The 16,790-nt window shown below is 59.5% G+C and carries 11 protein-coding genes, 1 tRNA gene and 1 pseudogene; 7 read left to right on the top strand and 6 right to left on the bottom strand.

Annotated elements, in window-relative coordinates:
* Window positions 1–4: 4 nt before the first annotated feature.
* On the bottom strand, window positions 5–3,001 hold the full coding sequence (locus INF32_RS11500) for a SusC/RagA family TonB-linked outer membrane protein (RefSeq protein WP_226388543.1): 2,997 nt from the start codon (window positions 2,999–3,001) through the stop codon (window positions 5–7).
* Window positions 3,002–3,548: 547 nt separating this feature from the next.
* Here INF32_RS11500 and INF32_RS11495 point away from each other — a divergent pair.
* Window positions 3,549–4,456 (top strand): annotated as a pseudogene (locus INF32_RS11495) (DMT family transporter).
* 550 nt (window positions 4,457–5,006) lie between these two features.
* Window positions 5,007–6,473 (top strand): Ig-like domain-containing protein, encoded by a 1,467-nt coding sequence (locus tag INF32_RS11490; protein ID WP_226388542.1) that lies wholly within the window; start codon window positions 5,007–5,009, stop codon window positions 6,471–6,473.
* An 89-nt stretch (window positions 6,474–6,562) separates the two neighbouring features.
* Here the strand turns inward: INF32_RS11490 and INF32_RS11485 are convergent.
* Together INF32_RS11485 and dxs are read right to left on the bottom strand one after the other, a co-directional pair.
* Window positions 6,563–6,644, bottom strand: a tRNA-Leu gene (locus INF32_RS11485).
* A 93-nt stretch (window positions 6,645–6,737) separates the two neighbouring features.
* The gene (gene dxs, locus INF32_RS11480; protein WP_226388541.1) at window positions 6,738–8,615 is read right to left on the bottom strand and encodes a 1-deoxy-D-xylulose-5-phosphate synthase; all 1,878 of its coding nucleotides are present in this window, start codon (window positions 8,613–8,615) and stop codon (window positions 6,738–6,740) included.
* 98 nt (window positions 8,616–8,713) lie between these two features.
* Here dxs and INF32_RS11475 point away from each other — a divergent pair, with 98 nt between their 5' ends.
* From INF32_RS11475 to INF32_RS11455, 5 genes are all read left to right on the top strand, one after another.
* Window positions 8,714–9,565 (top strand): OmpA/MotB family protein, encoded by an 852-nt coding sequence (locus INF32_RS11475; RefSeq protein WP_226388540.1) that lies wholly within the window; start codon window positions 8,714–8,716, stop codon window positions 9,563–9,565.
* 4 nt (window positions 9,566–9,569) lie between these two features.
* Window positions 9,570–10,277 (top strand): UMP kinase, encoded by a 708-nt coding sequence (pyrH, locus tag INF32_RS11470; RefSeq protein ID WP_226388539.1) that lies wholly within the window; start codon window positions 9,570–9,572, stop codon window positions 10,275–10,277.
* 34 nt (window positions 10,278–10,311) lie between these two features.
* Window positions 10,312–10,848 (top strand): TlpA family protein disulfide reductase, encoded by a 537-nt coding sequence (locus tag INF32_RS11465; RefSeq protein WP_226388538.1) that lies wholly within the window; start codon window positions 10,312–10,314, stop codon window positions 10,846–10,848.
* A gap of 2 nt (window positions 10,849–10,850) precedes the next feature.
* Window positions 10,851–11,414, top strand: coding sequence for a ribosome recycling factor (frr, locus tag INF32_RS11460; RefSeq protein ID WP_226388537.1), 564 nt, complete (start codon window positions 10,851–10,853; stop codon window positions 11,412–11,414).
* Window positions 11,415–11,744: 330 nt separating this feature from the next.
* A complete protein-coding gene (locus INF32_RS11455) occupies window positions 11,745–13,040 on the top strand; it encodes a glycoside hydrolase family 10 protein (RefSeq protein ID WP_226388536.1) in 1,296 nt (431 codons plus the stop codon).
* Window positions 13,041–13,090: 50 nt separating this feature from the next.
* Here INF32_RS11455 and INF32_RS11450 read toward each other — a convergent pair whose 3' ends face one another.
* The 3 genes from INF32_RS11450 to priA are packed head-to-tail and all read right to left on the bottom strand — an operon-like array spanning window position 13,091 to window position 16,705.
* Window positions 13,091–13,636 (bottom strand): GNAT family N-acetyltransferase, encoded by a 546-nt coding sequence (locus tag INF32_RS11450; RefSeq protein WP_226388535.1) that lies wholly within the window; start codon window positions 13,634–13,636, stop codon window positions 13,091–13,093.
* Window positions 13,633–14,421, bottom strand: coding sequence for a ComF family protein (locus INF32_RS11445; RefSeq protein ID WP_226388534.1), 789 nt, complete (start codon window positions 14,419–14,421; stop codon window positions 13,633–13,635). The genes INF32_RS11450 and INF32_RS11445 overlap by 4 nt, the downstream gene beginning before the upstream one ends.
* A 7-nt stretch (window positions 14,422–14,428) precedes the next feature.
* Window positions 14,429–16,705, bottom strand: coding sequence for a replication restart helicase PriA (gene priA, locus INF32_RS11440; protein WP_226388533.1), 2,277 nt, complete (start codon window positions 16,703–16,705; stop codon window positions 14,429–14,431).
* Window positions 16,706–16,790: the final 85 nt, after the last annotated feature.

Raw genomic sequence — 16,790 nt, 5'->3', positions numbered from 1 at the left:
ATCATTAGAATGTCAGATTCACACCGAGCATGTAGGTGGCTCCGGCGACAGGCAGCCCCGTCGCACCCTTATCGGCCCACTCCGGGTCCCAGCCTTCGTAATCGGTGATCGTAACGGGGTTGACCGCCGTGAAATAGATCCTCAGTTTAGACAATCCCGTAGCCTTGAGCGCCTTTTGCCCCAATTCGTATCCCAGCGTTATGTTTCCTATCCGCCAGAAGGAGGTGTCCATGTAGTTGGCCCCTTTCTTACTGTCCTTGAATCCGGCGGCGAACCAGTCGTTGGTCGGATTTTCCGGAGTCCAGTAGTTCATCTTGGCCGCATTGTTGGCCAGATTGGTCCATTCGGTGGCATATTCGTTATGAAATCCGCTCTGGAGCTGGACATTCTGACGCGTATAGATAAATACGGAAAGATCGAAGTTCTTATAGGTGAACGTATTGGTCATACCTCCCATCCATTTCGGAGTACGGCAGCCGAGAATCACACGGTCGTCGGAATCCAGTTTGCCATTACCATCCCGGTCCAGATATTTGGACTGTCCGGGTTTGGCTCCGTACTTGGCGGCCTCTTCCTCCTCTCCCAGCTGCCAGACGCCGATCCATTTATAATCATAGTTCACATCGACCGGCTGCCCGATGAACCACTTGTTGCCCAGGTCGTCCCTCTTATCGCCGTACAAATCAACGATCGCATTCTTGTTGTAGGAAAAATTGAGATTGGTCGTCCAGGTAAAATCCTTCGCCACGACATTCACCGAATTGACCGTCAGCTCGATACCCTTGTTCCGAACGGACCCCACATTGTCCTTCAGAGAGGTCACGCCCTGATGGGAGGGAACCTTCCGGCTCAATATCAGGTCTTTCGTCGTCTTGTTGTACCAATCGAACACAACGCTCAAACGGTCCTTGAAGAACCCCATGTCCAGACCGATGTTATACTCGTAACTCTTTTCCCAGCTCAAACCCTTGTTGGGCTTCTTCGCAGAGACTCCGTTCGCTACGACGTACTTGTTTTCCGAATACCAGTTATACACAGTGGTGCCCAACGTGGCCCACGACTCGTAATTCCCGACACTGTTATTTCCCGAAACGCCATAGCTCAAACGCAATTTCAGATTGGAAAACGCGTTCAGATTCTTGATCCACGGCTCTTCGCTCATCCTCCACGCCACAGCGGCCGAAGGGAAGAATCCCCATTTGTGTCCCGGCGCCATTTTCGACGATCCGTCCCAACGTCCCGTCACCGTCAGCAGGTACTTCTCCCTGTATCCGTAATTGATGCGGCCCATGTACGAAATCATGCTGCTCTTTTCCAGACTGCTCGTCAAAGAGGTGATATCCGTCCGGGCACCCAGGTTATACCAGTATTCGTCATCGTAGGTCAGTCCTTTGATCGCACCGGTATATTCCTCGTCGAACCCGGTCTCCATGCTGAACAATCCGGTCGCACCGATGCTGTGATCGCCGAACGTCCGATTGAAGCTAACCGTATTTTCCCAGACATAGCTGAGCCCCCATTTATTGACCGCCTTCGCAGTCGCCGGATTCGTCCCCTTATTGTTCTTGGTCCATGTGCCGCGGTACTGCCCGGTGCGGTCCATCAGGAAATTAGGCATGAAATTGGTCTTGACAACCAGCCCCTCGACCGGCTTGTAATCCAAAAACACCGAACCCATAGCCCGAAAACGGTTGACCTCGTCTTTCGAGTTTTTCAGATCGAAAATCGGATTGCTGATGCCGTTCTGGCGTTTGGTCGGATAAAACCGATCGCTGCCGTCTTCATTGTAGGGATTTCCCCAGGGCCGCAGCCGGTATGCCGAACGCAGCATCTCCCCGTCTCCCCCCAGAGAAGTCGCATAGCTGGCATAGATGGAACCGCCCAGGGTAAAATCCTCCAGGACCTTTCCCGAAATTTTGGCATTCAGAGAGTAGCGTTCGTAGGTATCCGACTTCTGGTTACCGTTCTCGCGCAGGTATCCGAAAGAAAGATAATGCGTTTCGTTTTTATTGCCGCCGCTGAGAGAAATGCTGTGGCTGGTCTGGTATCCCATGCGCAGAACCATATCCCGCCAATCCGTATCGTACCCGGCCTCATAATATTCCAGGTCATCGGTCCCCAGATCGGTATCCCAACTCTTGTTCCGGTAGGCATTGGCATCCTTGACGAACTGCATGAACTCCTCGGAGTTCATCATCCGCGGCATATGCGCCAACGTCCTGATACCGACACTCCCGCTATAAGTTATCCGGTTTTTCCCCTCCTCTCCCTGGCGGGTCGTGACGATAATGACACCGCCCGAAGCACGCGAACCGTAGATGGCCGTGGACGAAGCGTCTTTCAGCACGTCCATACGCTCGATATCCGACGGATTCATGTTATTGAGCACGGTCCAGTTCGAGGGCATTCCGTCTATGATGACCATAGGCTGCACGGTTTTCCCGATGGCGCTCATACCCCGCAATATCACCGAAGTCTCTCCCCCGGCTTTTCCGCTGGTCTGCCGGATGTTCAATCCCGCAATCTGCCCCTTCAGGGCCTGGCTCATACTCGGCGTATTCTGGCGCATCAACAGCGAATTGTCGATGGAGGCCACGGAACCGGTAACGTCCCGCTTTTTCACCACGCCGTAACCGACCACGACGACTTCATCCATGGAGGTGACGTCGGGTTTCATCTGAATTTTGAAAGAAACCTTCCGGCCCACTTCTATCTCCTGGGTGACATACCCGATAAAAGAGATCTGAAGCACGCTTTCCGGATCCGCACGGAGCGAAAACTCTCCGGAGACATTCGTAGTCGTTCCCTGATTCGTCCCTTTGACTATGACATTGGCACCGGCAATCGGCTGTCCGGTCTCATCCGATACGGTCCCGGAAACCATACTCTGAGCTATGGCCGCATTCACCGAAAGAATACAGGCCGCAAGACACATCAACGTGTTCAGGTACCTTCCGACACATGCCGTTTTGTCCCGACAAAAAAGATAAATTTTCATCATCGCATTAAAAATTAGGTTAATAGTATATGGTTGACAATGACATCGCCTTCCGTGCGATTCACTTGAAGACAGGCAGTCACCCTATTCGAAATCCATCCGGCGGCATGCAGTCAATGCGGACACCCAGTCCTACCGCACGCCGCCCGGCCGCCCATGCACAGGAAACCCATCGGGAACAAACGGCCGGGAAGGCCGTTCATCATGCGAAGGACAGCGGTACGACCACCGGCAGGTTCTTCGCCCGTTTCGATCCGGAATACGAGACACTCATAGAATCAGTAGTTTTAGAAAGGGTCAGAAAACACGAAGTTTCGGAATCATCAAAGGTTTTTATTCTATTTTATAAATATAATTATTTTGATAACAAAGATAGCCGGGAGTATATGCACAATAGGGTATTTTTTTGCCTAATCCGGATAAAAATTTCTCTTTCCCCGGATATGACCGACATCGGGGGAAAGGCTCCGGAAACTTCCCCGGAAATTTCCTCCGGACGAAACAACAGGAAGAAAGAAACAGTAATTTTGCACCGAAATCGAAAGACAGTATGCAGGACAAAACCAAAGGCTATCTTTACGGGGCGGTCGCGGCCGCCACATACGGCATGAACCCGTTGTTCGCGCTTCCGCTCTATGCGGACGGCATGAACGCCGATTCCGTGCTGTTCTTCCGCTATCTGCTGGCCGTTCCGATCCTCTGGGGCGCGATTTCAGACTGAAGCGGCAGGAGATTCCGCCGCTGGTGGCGCTGGGTCTGCTGATGGCCTTCTCGTCGCTGGCCCTGTTCCTCAGTTTCAACTATATGGCGGCAGGGATCGCGGCGACGCTGCTCTTCGTCTACCCCATCATGGTGGCGCTCATCATGGCGATATGGTTCCACGAGAGGCTTTCGCTGCTGACGGCCGCCTGCATCGCCCTCGCACTGACGGGAATCGCCCTGCTCTACCAGGGCGACGGAGAGACCACGCTCAGCCCGGCAGGCGTGGGACTGGTGATGGCTTCGGCCCTCTCCTACGCCCTCTACATGGTCGGCGTCAACCGTCCCCGCATGCGGGAGATGCCCACCGTGAAACTGACTTTCTACGCACTCGTGTTCGGACTTTCGATCTTTCTGGTGCGGGTGGATTTCGGAGCTTCGCTGCTGGCGCCGGATCACTGGTACCACTGGGGGAACCTGATCGCGCTGGCCGTACTGCCCACGGCCGTGTCGTTCGTATCGACGACGCGGGCCATCCAGTACATCGGCTCGACCCCGACCGCCATCCTGGGAGCACTCGAACCCCTCACGGCCCTCTTTTTCGGGATCGCCGTGTTCGGCGAACGGCTCACGCCCCGTCTGGCCGGAGGGATCGCGCTGATCCTTCTGGCCGTCACCCTGATTATCGCCGGAAGCAGGATCGCCACCTACCTCGTGCGTTTCCGGAAACTTTTTCCGAAACTGCCACGCAGGAGGTAGCCAAACCGCCCCCCGAAAACGGCTACGGTTGCTGAGAAACGTTCTCAGCCGGTATGGCGGAGGGGCGACGGACTCCCGTACCATGGGAGAAGACGGACCCGCCGGCAGAAGTATCCAAATCGCCATCAACTGCATGCCATCCATCGGCCCAGGGAGGAGGCGAAAGAGTTTCCGGAACATACCGACATCAGTACCGCAGACCGCGAGCAGGAGCGGGAATAAATTCCGGCCATGCTTTCAACATAACCAAATTTTCGTATATTTACCACGTAAACCAATCAAATAACAGCGCGCCCATGATATAATACGGATTCATTACAGGACATAAGATATAAAAAGCGTTAGCTTCTATTCTTGCTTTTGAAACTTGGCCGTTTTGTTAAGCACCCGAAGAGTAAAGTTAATGCCTGCGGAAACGTGGGCTTTACTCGTTTATTTGGGTGTAGGTTGGCCAAGACCTCAAAAGCAGATAAAAGGTACTGTCCCACGTCTTTTTTATATATGTGTAACCGAACTTCTGCCGGGGGACGGGCGGAAATAATCTTATCCCATGAAAAAACATCTGTTTCTATTGATGCTTTCAGCAGCGATTCTTGCTGGTTGCAGCAAAAACGAAGGCGGAGAAGGCGAGCTATTCACTCCGCCCGTACAAGGACAACTCACACAAAGCGCCTACGCCGATAACGAAAATACGGGCGGCGGCTTCTCGTTCACGACCGATGCCCCCTGGACGGCGACCGTAAACGAAGTACAGGTTTCGGTACAGGCATCTGCCTTATCCAGATCCGCCGCACGTACTACCGACGGCAATAACGTGGTCTGGCTAAAACTCTACAACGGTAACAGCGAGGCATACAGCGGCGGGCCCGGAACGATTACGCTCCGCATCGAAATCGACCAGAACTATACGGGCGAACGGCGCGAAGCCACGATTACTATCCTTTCGGGCAACAACACTTTTACTGTGACGGTCGTCCAGGAGGGCACCAAACAGGACGGCAGCCGGAACGATCCCCCGGTCCAGGTAACGGACATTACCCTCGATAAAACCGAACTCTCTCTCGAAACAGGTGTCAAGACAACACTGGCCGCCACCGTAGAACCCGCCGACGCTACGATTAAATCGGTATCCTGGTCGAGCAGCAATCCCGAAGTCGCAGCCGTACATCCCGTAACCGGAGAAATAACCGCGATAGCAGAGGGAACGGCGGTCGTCACGGCGACCTCTTCGTCCAACAAGGATGTATCGGCCTCCTGCACGGTAACCGTGGGCGGCGAACCCGTCGTACCCACAGGCCGGTCGTTAATCTCGGAAATGAATTTCTATTCAAGAATAAACCCAGACAAATCGTACAGCAACATAAAACTGACTTACGACGATCAAAACCGGATAACGAAATGGGAGGAGGAAAACAGCGACGAGGAGTACCGCGATACCCGGACAATCACGTTCGAGTACGGCGACGGTATTGTACATATTACCTCCACCGCATCTTCCGACGATCCGGATGAGCCTAATACCTATACGGCTTATCTGAACAAAGCCGGTTTCGTTACCCGCACCGAAGGCCCCGACCTCGATGCGACAAGCTACGAGTACAATTCGGAAAATCGTCTAATCCGTATGACGCAGGCCCACGAGTGGCAGGAATATATCTGGGAAAACGGCAATATCACACGGATCAAATACGGCAACGACCAGGGGGAAACCAACGTTACCAATTATACCTATTACGAAAATCTCGAAAACAGGGAAAACTTCGACTTGTTCTTCGATCGTATCTCGTGGGACGAGGAATTGGCAATCGCAGGCTTGACGGGCATGCCGTGCCGCAACCTGCTCCATGAAGAACGAGGAGAGAGCGAGTGGGCTTACAAGGATAATTTCGACATGGAATACGAAGTGGACGGAAACGGATATATAACCAAAGCGGTTCAAACCCAGCCGCAACTTTCTTCCTCCGGCGGAAAAGACGATGCCTGGATCGGAGAAATCAAACATATTTCGGGAAAATAACCGGCCCTAATGAGGAGTCCAAACTTCGTCCGATACAAAAAGATTTAAGGCCTTAATGATTTGAAAATCAAATCATTAAGGCCTTAAAGTACCCGGAGCCGGGATCGAACCGGCACGGATCGCTCCACTGGTGTTTGAGACCAGCGCGTCTACCAATTCCGCCATCCGGGCATGGCCGACCGAAAGCAGAAAGCGGAATCCCCGCACTTTCGGAGAGTGCAAATATAGCGATTAATTGAAAACCTGCAAAAAACGGACGGGATTTTAACGGCCCTCCATGAGTTTCCCGTAAATTCCTTCCACGTCGAATCCGCAGAGACGGTGCAACTGGGCGGGGGTGCCGTGGGGAATGAACTCGTCGGGAATACCCAGCATCTCCACGCGGCAGCCGTATCCGTTGCGCTCCATGAATTCGAGCACGGCGCTTCCCACGCCTCCCTGCACGACCCCGTCCTCGACCGTAATCACCCGGGAGAACCTGCGTCCGACGCCGTGCAGCATCTCCTCGTCCAACGGCTTGGCGTAACGCAGGTCGAAATGGGCGGCCGAAACACCTTCGGCTGCGGCGCGTTCGATCGCCTCGGCGGCAAAACGTCCCACCGGACCCAACGTGAGCACCGCCACGTCCCGGCCCTCCCGCAGCAGGCGCCCCTTCCCCACGGGAAGTTCTTCCAGCGGACAGCGCCAATCCTCGTTCGTACCCCGTCCCCGCGGGTAACGGATCACGAAGGGGCCGCGGCCCAGCGAAGCCGTGTACATCAGGCAGCGCAACTCCATTTCGTCCATCGGGGCTGCGATCGTCAGATTGGGCACGGGACGGAAAAACGCAATGTCGAAAGCCCCGTGATGCGTGGGACCGTCCTCCCCCACCAGTCCGGCACGGTCGAGACAGAAGACCACATTCAGGTTCTGGAGCGCCACGTCGTGAACGACGTTGTCGTAGGCCCGCTGCATGAACGAAGAATAGATGTTGCAGAAGGGAACCATCCCCTGTGTGGCGAGGCCGGCCGAGAAGGTCACCGCATGACCTTCGGCGATCCCCACGTCGAAACAGCGCTCCGGCATCCGCTCCATCATGATGCTCAGCGAACAGCCCGTCGGCATGGCGGGCGTGATTCCCACGATACGGTCGTTCCCCCGGGCCAGTTCGAGCAGCGTCTCCCCGAACACGTCCTGGAAACGGGGCGGAGCCGACAGGTCGGCCGGCGTCAACAGCTCACCCGTCTCGGGATTGAACCGCCCCGGGGCATGCCACAAAGGCTGGTTGTCCTCGGCCGGCTTGTAACCCTTCCCCTTGACCGTCAGCACGTGCAGCAGTTTCGGACCGGGAATCTCCCGCAGGTCGCGCAACACCTTGACCAGCATCCCCACGTCGTGCCCGTCCACCGGACCGAAATAGCGGAAATTGAGGCTCTCGAACAGATTGCTCTGCTGGAGCACCCCCTGTTTGAGGGCGTTTCCCGTCTTCTGGAGCAGGCGGCGCAGGCGGGGCACCCCGGAAAGCATATCCCAGATACGGGTCTTGAACCGGTTGTAATGCCGCGAGGTGGAGATATGGAGCAGGTACTCCTTGAGCGCCCCCACGTTGGGGTCGATCGACATGTGGTTGTCGTTGAGGATCACCAGCAGGTCGGTGTTCGAGGCTCCCGCGTTGTTGAGCCCCTCGAACGCCAGTCCCCCGGTGAGGGCCCCGTCGCCGATGACGGCCACCACCTCGCGCTTCTCCCCTTTCAGTTCGGCCGCCTTGGCCATGCCCAGCGCCGCGGAGATGGAGACCGACGCATGGCCGCCGCCGAAGGCATCGTAGGGACTTTCGCTCATCTTCGGGAAACCGCTCAGCCCGCCCAGCTTTCGGTTGGTGGGGAAAGCGTCCCTTCGTCCGGTGATGATCTTATGGGCATAGGCCTGGTGTCCCACGTCCCAGATCAGCCGGTCGTGCGGCGTGTCGAACACGTAGTGCAGGGCGGCCGTGAGCTCCACCACCCCGAGGCTCGAACCCAGATGGCCGGGATTGGCGGCCAGCTGTTCGATGATGAAGCGGCGCAACTCGTCGCAATAGCCCTCCAGTTCCTGCACGGAGAGCTTCTTCAGGTCGGCGGGCGAATCCACCCGGCCCAGATACGTATCGTTCGTTTCGGACATCACACCCCAAGGATTATCGTGCAAAGATATTCAATATATACATATTTTGAAAAAATTCGTATCTTCGTGCTCGTAACCGGTTAACAGAGAAAATTCCCATGAAAAAAATCCTGATAATCTGCGCAGTGGCGGCTTTCGGCGCCTCGTGCGTTTCCAACAAAACCTTCAACTCCATGAAGGCGCAGGCCCTGCGGGCCGAAGGCGAACTGGCCTCGGCCAATACTCGCATCGAGGAGCTGGGCGCCCGCAACCGGAAGCTGACCGACGCGGTGGAAGAGCTCAAAAAGGATACCGCACGCCTGTCCGCCGACTATCTTTACCTGAACCAGAAATACAAGAAACTGCTGGCCGACGGTTCGGCCGAGGCGGCCCGCATGCTCCGCCAGATAGAGGAGAGCCAGAACGAACTCAGCGAACGTTCGCAACGGGTGGACGAACTGGAACAGATGCTCCGCGCCCGCGAAGAGTCGATCGCCGCGATCCGCCGCAAGGTGGCCGACGCCCTGCTGGGCTTCGAGGGCAAGGGGCTCTCGATCTCCACCCGCGAAGGCAAGGTCTACGTTTCGATGGAGGACAAGCTGCTCTTCCGCTCGGGCAGTTTCGAGATCGACCCCAACGGAGCGCGTGCCGTGCGCGATCTGGCCGGAGTGCTGGCCCAGAACCCGGACATCAACGTCATGGTGGAGGGCCACACGGACGACGTTCCCTACCGCCCGAACGGCCAGTTGAAGGACAACCTCGACCTGAGCGCGAAACGGGCCACGACGGTGATGCGCCTGCTTCTGGAGAACGGGGAGATCGCACCCGAGCGGATCATCGCCGCCGGCCGCGGGGAGTCGCTGCCCATCGACCCGGCCAAGACCCGCGAAGCCCGGGCCAAAAACCGTCGTACGGAGATCATCCTCACTCCCAAACTCGACGAACTGATGCAACTGATGGATAAAGAGTAACGACATGAAATACAAAAGGATTCTTCTCAAACTGAGCGGCGAGTCGCTGATGGGCGGCCAGCCGTACGGCCTCTCGACCGACGTGCTCGCCTCCTACGCCCGCCAGATCAGGGCGGTGGCCGAAAGCGGCGTGCAGCTGGCCATCGTGATCGGAGGAGGCAACATCTTCCGGGGTCTGAGCGGCGTGAACCGCGGCTTCGACCGGGTGAAAGGCGACCAGATGGGCATGCTCGCCACGATCATCAACTCGCTGGCCCTCCAGTCGGCGCTCGAAAGCGAAGGGGTGAAGGCCCGCGTGCTCACCTCGATCCGTATGGAGCCGATCGGCGAATACTACTCGAAGGCCCGGGCGCTGGAATGCATGCGGGCGGGCGAGGTGGTCATCGTCGGCGGCGGCACGTCCAACCCCTTCTTCTCGACCGACACGGCCTCGGCCCTGCGCGGCGTGGAGGTAGAGGCCGACGTGATGCTCAAGGGCACCCGGGTGGACGGCGTCTACACGGCAGACCCGGAGAAGGACCCCGCGGCCGTCCGGTTCGACGAAATCTCGTTCGACGAGGTCTACGCCCGCGGACTGAAAGTGATGGACCTCACCGCCTTCACCCTCTGCAAGGAGAACCGGCTGCCGGTCATCGTCTTCGACATGGACACCGAAGGCAATCTGGGCAAGGTCGTTGCAGGGGAGAAGATCGGAACGCTCGTGCACGAATGAACGCACGCGTTTCCGCTTTAAAACGAAAAACGACATGAAAAGACTATCCGTTCTGCTGACTGCGGCGCTGGCCGCACTGACGCTGGGTTCCGCCGCCCAGGTGATCGGGGAACCCCGGGAAGACAAGGATGTGCGGGTAAAGACGGGCCAGCCGGTGCCCGATTTCACCGTCACGATGACCGACGGCAGCAAAATCCGCATGGCCGACCTGAAGGGCAAGGTGGTGGTGGTCAACTTCTGGGCCACGTGGTGTCCGCCCTGCCGGGCCGAACTGGCGCGCGTGCAAAAGGATATCATAGACCGCTTCGCGGGCGAAGAGTTCCTCTTCCTGCCCATTTCGCGCGGGGAGACGGCCGCCACGGTCGAGGCATTCCGCAAAAAGACGGGCTACACTTTCCCGATGGGGCTCGACCCCGACAAGAAGATCTATCCGCTGTTCGCCGCGACGGGCATTCCGCGCAATTTCCTCGTCGGCCGCGACGGCACGATCGTCGGGAGCGAGATCGGCTATTCGGCCACCCTGTTCGACCAGTTCTGCGACCGCATCGAAAAACTGTTAAAAACCAAATAGAGATGACTGACGAATACAAACTGATCCTCGACATCGCATCGGAGAAGATGCAGAAGGCGATCGAACATCTGACCGAATCGCTGCTGAGCGTGCGTGCCGGCAAGGCGAGCCCCAACGTGCTGAACGGCGTGATGGTGGAGTACTACGGCACTCCGACCGCCATCCCGCAGGTAGCCAGCGTGACCGTGCCGGACGCCAAGACGATCCTGATCCAGCCGTGGGAGAAGAAGCTGATCCCCGCCATCGAGAAAGCCATCCTGGTGGCCAACCTGGGCCTGACACCCTCGAACAACGGCGAACAGATCCGGCTGACCATCCCGGCCCTCACCGAGGAACGCCGCAAACAGCTGGTCAAACAGGTGCGTTCCGACGCCGAGACCGCCCGCGTCAGCCTGCGCAACGCCCGCCGCGACGCCGTGGAGGGATTCAAGAAGGCCCAGAAGGAGGGCATGCCCGAAGATATGGCCAAAGACGGCGAGACCGAAACCCAGAAACTGACCGACAAATTCTCCAAAAAACTCGAAGAGCTCCTCGATGCCAAGGAGAAGGAGATCATGACCGTTTAGCCCGGTTCGGTCCCGGGAGTTCCCGGAACCCGGGACAGCGCCCCTGCCGCAGGCCTTTGCGACAGGGGCGTTGTCGTTTCCGGGGCAGATGCACCGGTCCGGCCGGTTCCCGTTCCGCCGACGGACTACGATCCGGAGCATCGCACCCTCTGTATGGAAAACACCCTGTCTCTTCTCCCCGCCGTCCGCACCCGACACCCCCAAAGGCACCCGGTCCCTCCCCTGCGGAACCTGTCCGCCGATAAAATTTTCCGAAAAATTTGAATATTGAAAATAAACACCTATATTTATCACACAAATATTACAAATAACCCTGAAAACCGAATGAAGATGAACCGCAGAGAGATGCTGAAATACCTGGTGGCGCTCGGACTGGCGCCCCTGGCCACGGGATACGAAAAGGCCACGGCCGCCGTCGCTCCGAAAAACGATCCGGGCCGGAAAAACGGCGCCGGAAAATCCGACGAAATGCTCGAAGCCCGCAAACGGGCCCGCCGCCGCACCCGACGCATCATCATGAACAACGACGGAAACGACGCCCGGTGGAACGAAAGCAAGCCGGTCACCCCCGAACTCTTTCTGAGCAGGCGTACGCAGGGACTGGTCGATTCGCAGGTGGATTCCGTGTTCTACTGCTCCGGGGTCACCAACGTACACCACCACAAAAGTTCGGTCAGCGAACGCCAGACCAATTCCGGCAAAGGATACGTGGCCGACGAACTGGCCCGGCTGGGCACCGACACGCTCAGCGTCATCACGAACTTCTGCCATCAGCACGGCAAGGAGGTCTTCTGGTCGCTGCGCATGAACGACACCCACGACTCGGGCCAGGAATACGAGTTCATCAGCGCCTTCAAACGCGAACATCCCGAACTGATCGTCGGCAAAAAAGGGGTGAAAACCCCTGTGCTTTCCGGCCGCTGGTCGGCCTTCGACTACGGACAGGAGCCCGTGCGCCGCCTGATCGTCGCCATGCTCGACGACGTGGTGACCCGATACGACATCGACGGCGTCGAACTCGACTTCTTCCGGCATCCCCACTTTTTCAAGGCGCAGTTCCTCGGCGAACCGGTCACCCAGGCCGACTGCGACAAGATGACCGCCATGATCCGGGAGATCCGGGACCTCTGCGACCGCGAGGGCAGACGGAGGGGCAGACCCGTGCTGATCGCCGTCCGGGTCCCCGACTCGTTCGGTTTTGCTAAGGCCATCGGGCTCGACTGGGAACAGTGGCTCAGGGAGGAGCTGATCGACCTGGTCACCGCCGCCGACTACCTCAAATTCGAGCCCTGGGCCCACCTGGCCGCCATCGGACGACAGTACGACATACCCGTCTACGCCTGCATCGAACAGCGGAGACTGCTCGGAGGTGGAGATCCCGAAAACACATCCGTGGAGGAGCTCTGGCGCACGGAGGCCTACAAGGCATGGCAGGCCGGGGTCAACGGCATCTACACCTTCAACCGGTTCGACCCCTACGATCCCATTTTCCGGGAACTGGGCGACCCGGCCCTGCTGGAGACCCTGCCCCGCTCGGGAAAGGAGTCGATGACCACCCTTTCGAGCAAGGGGATGCTGAGCCCCACCTACTGGCTCAGGAACGGCAACGATTTTCTGAAAAAATAGATTTTCGTGCGGAATCCCGCACGTACCGCATCCCCGAACGCCGGCCGGAATTATTCCACGCCGGCGTTTCCGATCCGGGCCCGGTAGAGCACATGCTCCGAGAGGGAACTCTCCCGGGGCAGGGACGGATGGACGAAGCGCCCCGCCGGTTCCATGCCGATCTTCTCCATCACCCGCTGCGAACGCAGGTTGACCGCCGCGGTGAACGAACAGACCTCCGTCATCCCCAGCAGGCCGAAGGCATAGTCCAGCACGGCCGCCGCGGCTTCCGGCGCGAATCCGTTCCCCCACGCCGCATGACACAGGCGCCATCCGATCTCGATGCAGGGGGTGAAATCGGCTTCGAAAAGGGCACGGTGCAGCCCGGTATAGCCGATAAAACATCCGTCGATCTTCCTCTCCACGGCATAAAGCCCGTATCCGGAATCGGCGAACTCGTCCCGGATACGGCGATAAAAGGCCTCCGACTCCGCCGGGGTCAGCGTTCCCGGGAAAAACTCCATCACCGCCGGATCGGCATTCATGGCGGCGAACAGGGGCAGGTCGGCGTCCGACCAGTCGCGCAGCAACAGGCGCGGCGTTTCAATATAGATCATGGTTCCAGAAAATATTCGTACTCTTTTTCCTTCGGCGGCCGGCCGGGTTTCAGGGGATGGGCCGTCAGCAGTTCGCTGCGCGAGACGGCCAGCGTAGCCACGCTCAGCCGGCAGTCCGGCACCCGCCGCAGAATCTCCTCCGCACAGGAGGCGACCGTGAATCCCGACGTGAGAACATCGTCCACCAGCAGGACATGTTTCCCCGCCAGCGCAGCCGGATTCCGCACGCCGAAAATGCCCTGCACGTTTTCCCAACGGTGCTCCCGTCCGCTGAGGGCCTGGCTCCGGTTGTGCACCCGCCGCACGACGCTGCGCGCATCGACCCCGCATCCCAGCGAACGGGCCATCCCCTCGGCCAGATACTCCGACTGGTTGTATCCCCTGCGCAGACGTTTGCGCCAGTGCAGCGGCACGGGCACCACCACCTCCACGTCGCCGTACAGGCCGCCTTCGCGCATCTCCGCCCCGAACCATTCGCCCATCTCGACCGCCAGCTTCCATCCCCCGCGGTACTTGAAGGCATGGATCAGGCGCCGGAAACCGCTGCCCGCCACATAAAAGTAGAACGAACAGGCATGCACGACCGGAACTTTCAACTCCCGGAGCCGCTCCGCCACGGGATTGTCCGCCCGGCGGCAGAAACCCGTCAGGGGAATCTCGCCCCGGCAGCGGGTGCAGATCGTGCGGGCCCCCTCGCCCATCGGCCGCCCGCAGGCCGGACAGACCGGAGGGAAGAAGAGGCGGAACACGTCGCCGAACACGCTGCGGAACGAAAAACCTGTCATGGCCTCTCTATTGGGGATCGACATTGCAGACGACCGTAAGGTTCCTGTAATCGGGCTCGGCCGTCAGCCGCGCCACCATGCCGGCCAGCAGCCCGCGTGCCCGGGCGAACGACTGTTCCCGCTCGATCTTGAGCGTGAAACAGACGATGAACTCCTCCCGCACCCGGTCGACCGGCGGGGCTTCGGGCCCGAGCAGGCGCCGCCCGAACACGGGACGGCACACCTCCCCGAAACGGGAAGCGGCCCGCCACAGCACGGCCTTGTCGCGGTGGCGCAGGGTAATGGCCACCAGCCGGCAATAGGGAGGATAGAAGAACGACTGGCGTTCGGCCAGCTGGCTGCGGACCATGCCTTCGTAGTCGCCGTCCATCACCTGCCGGATCACGGGATGCTGCGGCTGCGAGGTCTGGATCACCACCTCGCCCGGAGTCCGTCCCCGCCCGGCCCGGCCCGCCACCTGCGTCATCAGCTGGAAAGCCCGTTCCGAGGCGCGGAAATCGGGATAGTTCAGCAGGTTGTCGGCATTGAGCACCCCCACCAGCACCACGCGCGGGAAGTCGAATCCCTTGGCGATCATCTGGGTGCCGACCAGAATGTCGGTCTCTCCCCGTTCGAAATCGGCAACGATCTGCCGGTAACGCCGTTCGCTCGCCGCCGTATCCCGGTCGAGGCGGGCGATCCGGGCCGCGGGGAAAATCCGCTGCAACTCCTCCTCCACCTTCTCCGTGCCGAATCCGCGGGCCTCGGGCTCCCCCTTTCCGCAGGCGGGACAGAGACGCGGGGCCGGCACGGCATAGCCGCAGTAATGGCAGCGCAGCATCCGCTCCCCCTTGTGGTAGGTAAGCGTCACGTTGCAGTGCGGGCAGCCGGCCACCCAGCCGCACTCCCCGCACTCCACATAAGGCGAGAAACCCCTCCGGTTCTGGAAAAGCATCACCTGCGAGCGGGCGGCGAGCGCCGCTTCGATCCGGTCGAGCAGTATCCGGTTGAAATGGACGTGCCGTTCGCCCCTCCGCGAGGCGCAAAGCGTGTCGGAGACGATCACCTGCGGCAGCAGGGCATCGCCGTACCGCTCCCGCAGGGTCACCAGCCCGTATTTTCCCGTAGTGGCGTTGAGCCAGCTCTCCACCGAGGGCGTGGCGCTGCCCAGCAGGGTGCGGGCCCCGTGCAGGCGGGCCAGCACCAGCGCACAGTCGCGGGCATGGTAACGCGGCGCGGAATCGGCCTGTTTGTAACCCGCGTCGTGCTCTTCGTCCACGACGACCAGCCCGATCTTCGGCAGCGGCATGAAGAGCGCCGACCGGGCGCCCATCACGATCCAGCCTCCGCCCCCCTCCACCCGGCGGTAGAGCTCGGCCCGCCGGCGGTCGGTGAACCGGGAGTGGTAGGGCACCACACGGTCGCCGAAAAAGCGGCGCATCCGTTCGATGAGCTGGGCCGTCAGCGCGATCTCGGGCAGCAGGTAGAGCACGTCCTCCCCCCGGGCGACCACCTCGGCGATCTGCCGGACATAAAGTTCGGTCTTGCCGCTTCCCGTCACCCCGTGCAGCAGCACGACGTTCTTCTCCCCGAACAGACGATCCAGTGAGGCTTCGGCCGCCGCCTGCGCCGGCGTCAGCTCGGGCATCCGGGCCGTGAAGGCCGACGGATCGCCCGGCCGCTCCTCCCGCTGCCCGACGACCAGCAGTTTTTTCTTCACCAGCGCCCCGAGCAACGTCCCGTCCGCTCCCGTCTCCTCGCGGGGAACCGCCTTCCCGACAGGGAAAGGCCGCTCCCCCTCTCCGGGCCCGGAGAGCAGGTCGGCGATCCGGGCGAGCAGGGCGTATTGTTTCGGCGCCCGCCGCAGCCGTTCGAAACGCTCGTTCAGCTCCTCCCACGAACCGACCGAAGGATGAATCCCGATCCACTGCCGCATCCGCGGGCGGAACACATCGGCCGAGAACTCCTCCTCGCTGAAGCCTTCCGGCTTCAGGGCGGCGGGCAGGGCCGCCCGCATCACCTCGCCGAGGGTACACATGTAATAGGAGGCGATCCACTCCCACAGCTCCATCTGCACCGGACGGAGCACCGTACCCGCGGCCCGCTCCACGGGACGGACCGCGAAGGAGGGACGCTCGGAGTGGAGCCTCCACACCACACCCTGATATATCTTGCGGGGTCCCAGCCGCACCACCGCCCCCGCACCGGGACGGAGCGATCCGGCCAGTTCCGGACCCACCCCGAACGTGAGCGGGGGAAGCGCCAGCGGCAACACGACATCGGCGTACAGCGGAGGATTTTCCATGCGGGAAGAAATTTCCACAAAGGTAAAATTTACGGCCGTTTTATCGTTCCGAATCCGAAAAAAACTTCTACATTTGTGCCTGTAA

It is taken from the genome of Gallalistipes aquisgranensis, assembly GCF_014982715.1.
Taxonomy (GTDB): Bacteria; Bacteroidota; Bacteroidia; order Bacteroidales; family Rikenellaceae; genus Gallalistipes; species Gallalistipes aquisgranensis.
Note: the sequence above shows the minus strand (reverse complement) of the source record. Positions and strands in the feature narration are given on the sequence as shown.

Bases quoted from the DNA above. Each gene is read 5' to 3' on its own strand.
- INF32_RS11500 (WP_226388543.1), bottom strand. From the start codon at position 3,001: ATGATGAAAATTTATCTTTTTTGTCGGGACAAAACGGCATGTGTCGGA.
- INF32_RS11490 (WP_226388542.1), top strand. From the start codon at position 5,007: ATGAAAAAACATCTGTTTCTATTGATGCTTTCAGCAGCGATTCTTGCT.
- dxs (WP_226388541.1), bottom strand. From the start codon at position 8,615: ATGTCCGAAACGAACGATACGTATCTGGGCCGGGTGGATTCGCCCGCC.
- INF32_RS11475 (WP_226388540.1), top strand. From the start codon at position 8,714: ATGAAAAAAATCCTGATAATCTGCGCAGTGGCGGCTTTCGGCGCCTCG.
- pyrH (WP_226388539.1), top strand. From the start codon at position 9,570: ATGAAATACAAAAGGATTCTTCTCAAACTGAGCGGCGAGTCGCTGATG.
- INF32_RS11465 (WP_226388538.1), top strand. From the start codon at position 10,312: ATGAAAAGACTATCCGTTCTGCTGACTGCGGCGCTGGCCGCACTGACG.
- frr (WP_226388537.1), top strand. From the start codon at position 10,851: ATGACTGACGAATACAAACTGATCCTCGACATCGCATCGGAGAAGATG.
- INF32_RS11455 (WP_226388536.1), top strand. From the start codon at position 11,745: ATGAACCGCAGAGAGATGCTGAAATACCTGGTGGCGCTCGGACTGGCG.
- INF32_RS11450 (WP_226388535.1), bottom strand. From the start codon at position 13,636: ATGATCTATATTGAAACGCCGCGCCTGTTGCTGCGCGACTGGTCGGAC.
- INF32_RS11445 (WP_226388534.1), bottom strand. From the start codon at position 14,421: ATGACAGGTTTTTCGTTCCGCAGCGTGTTCGGCGACGTGTTCCGCCTC.
- priA (WP_226388533.1), bottom strand. From the start codon at position 16,705: ATGGAAAATCCTCCGCTGTACGCCGATGTCGTGTTGCCGCTGGCGCTT.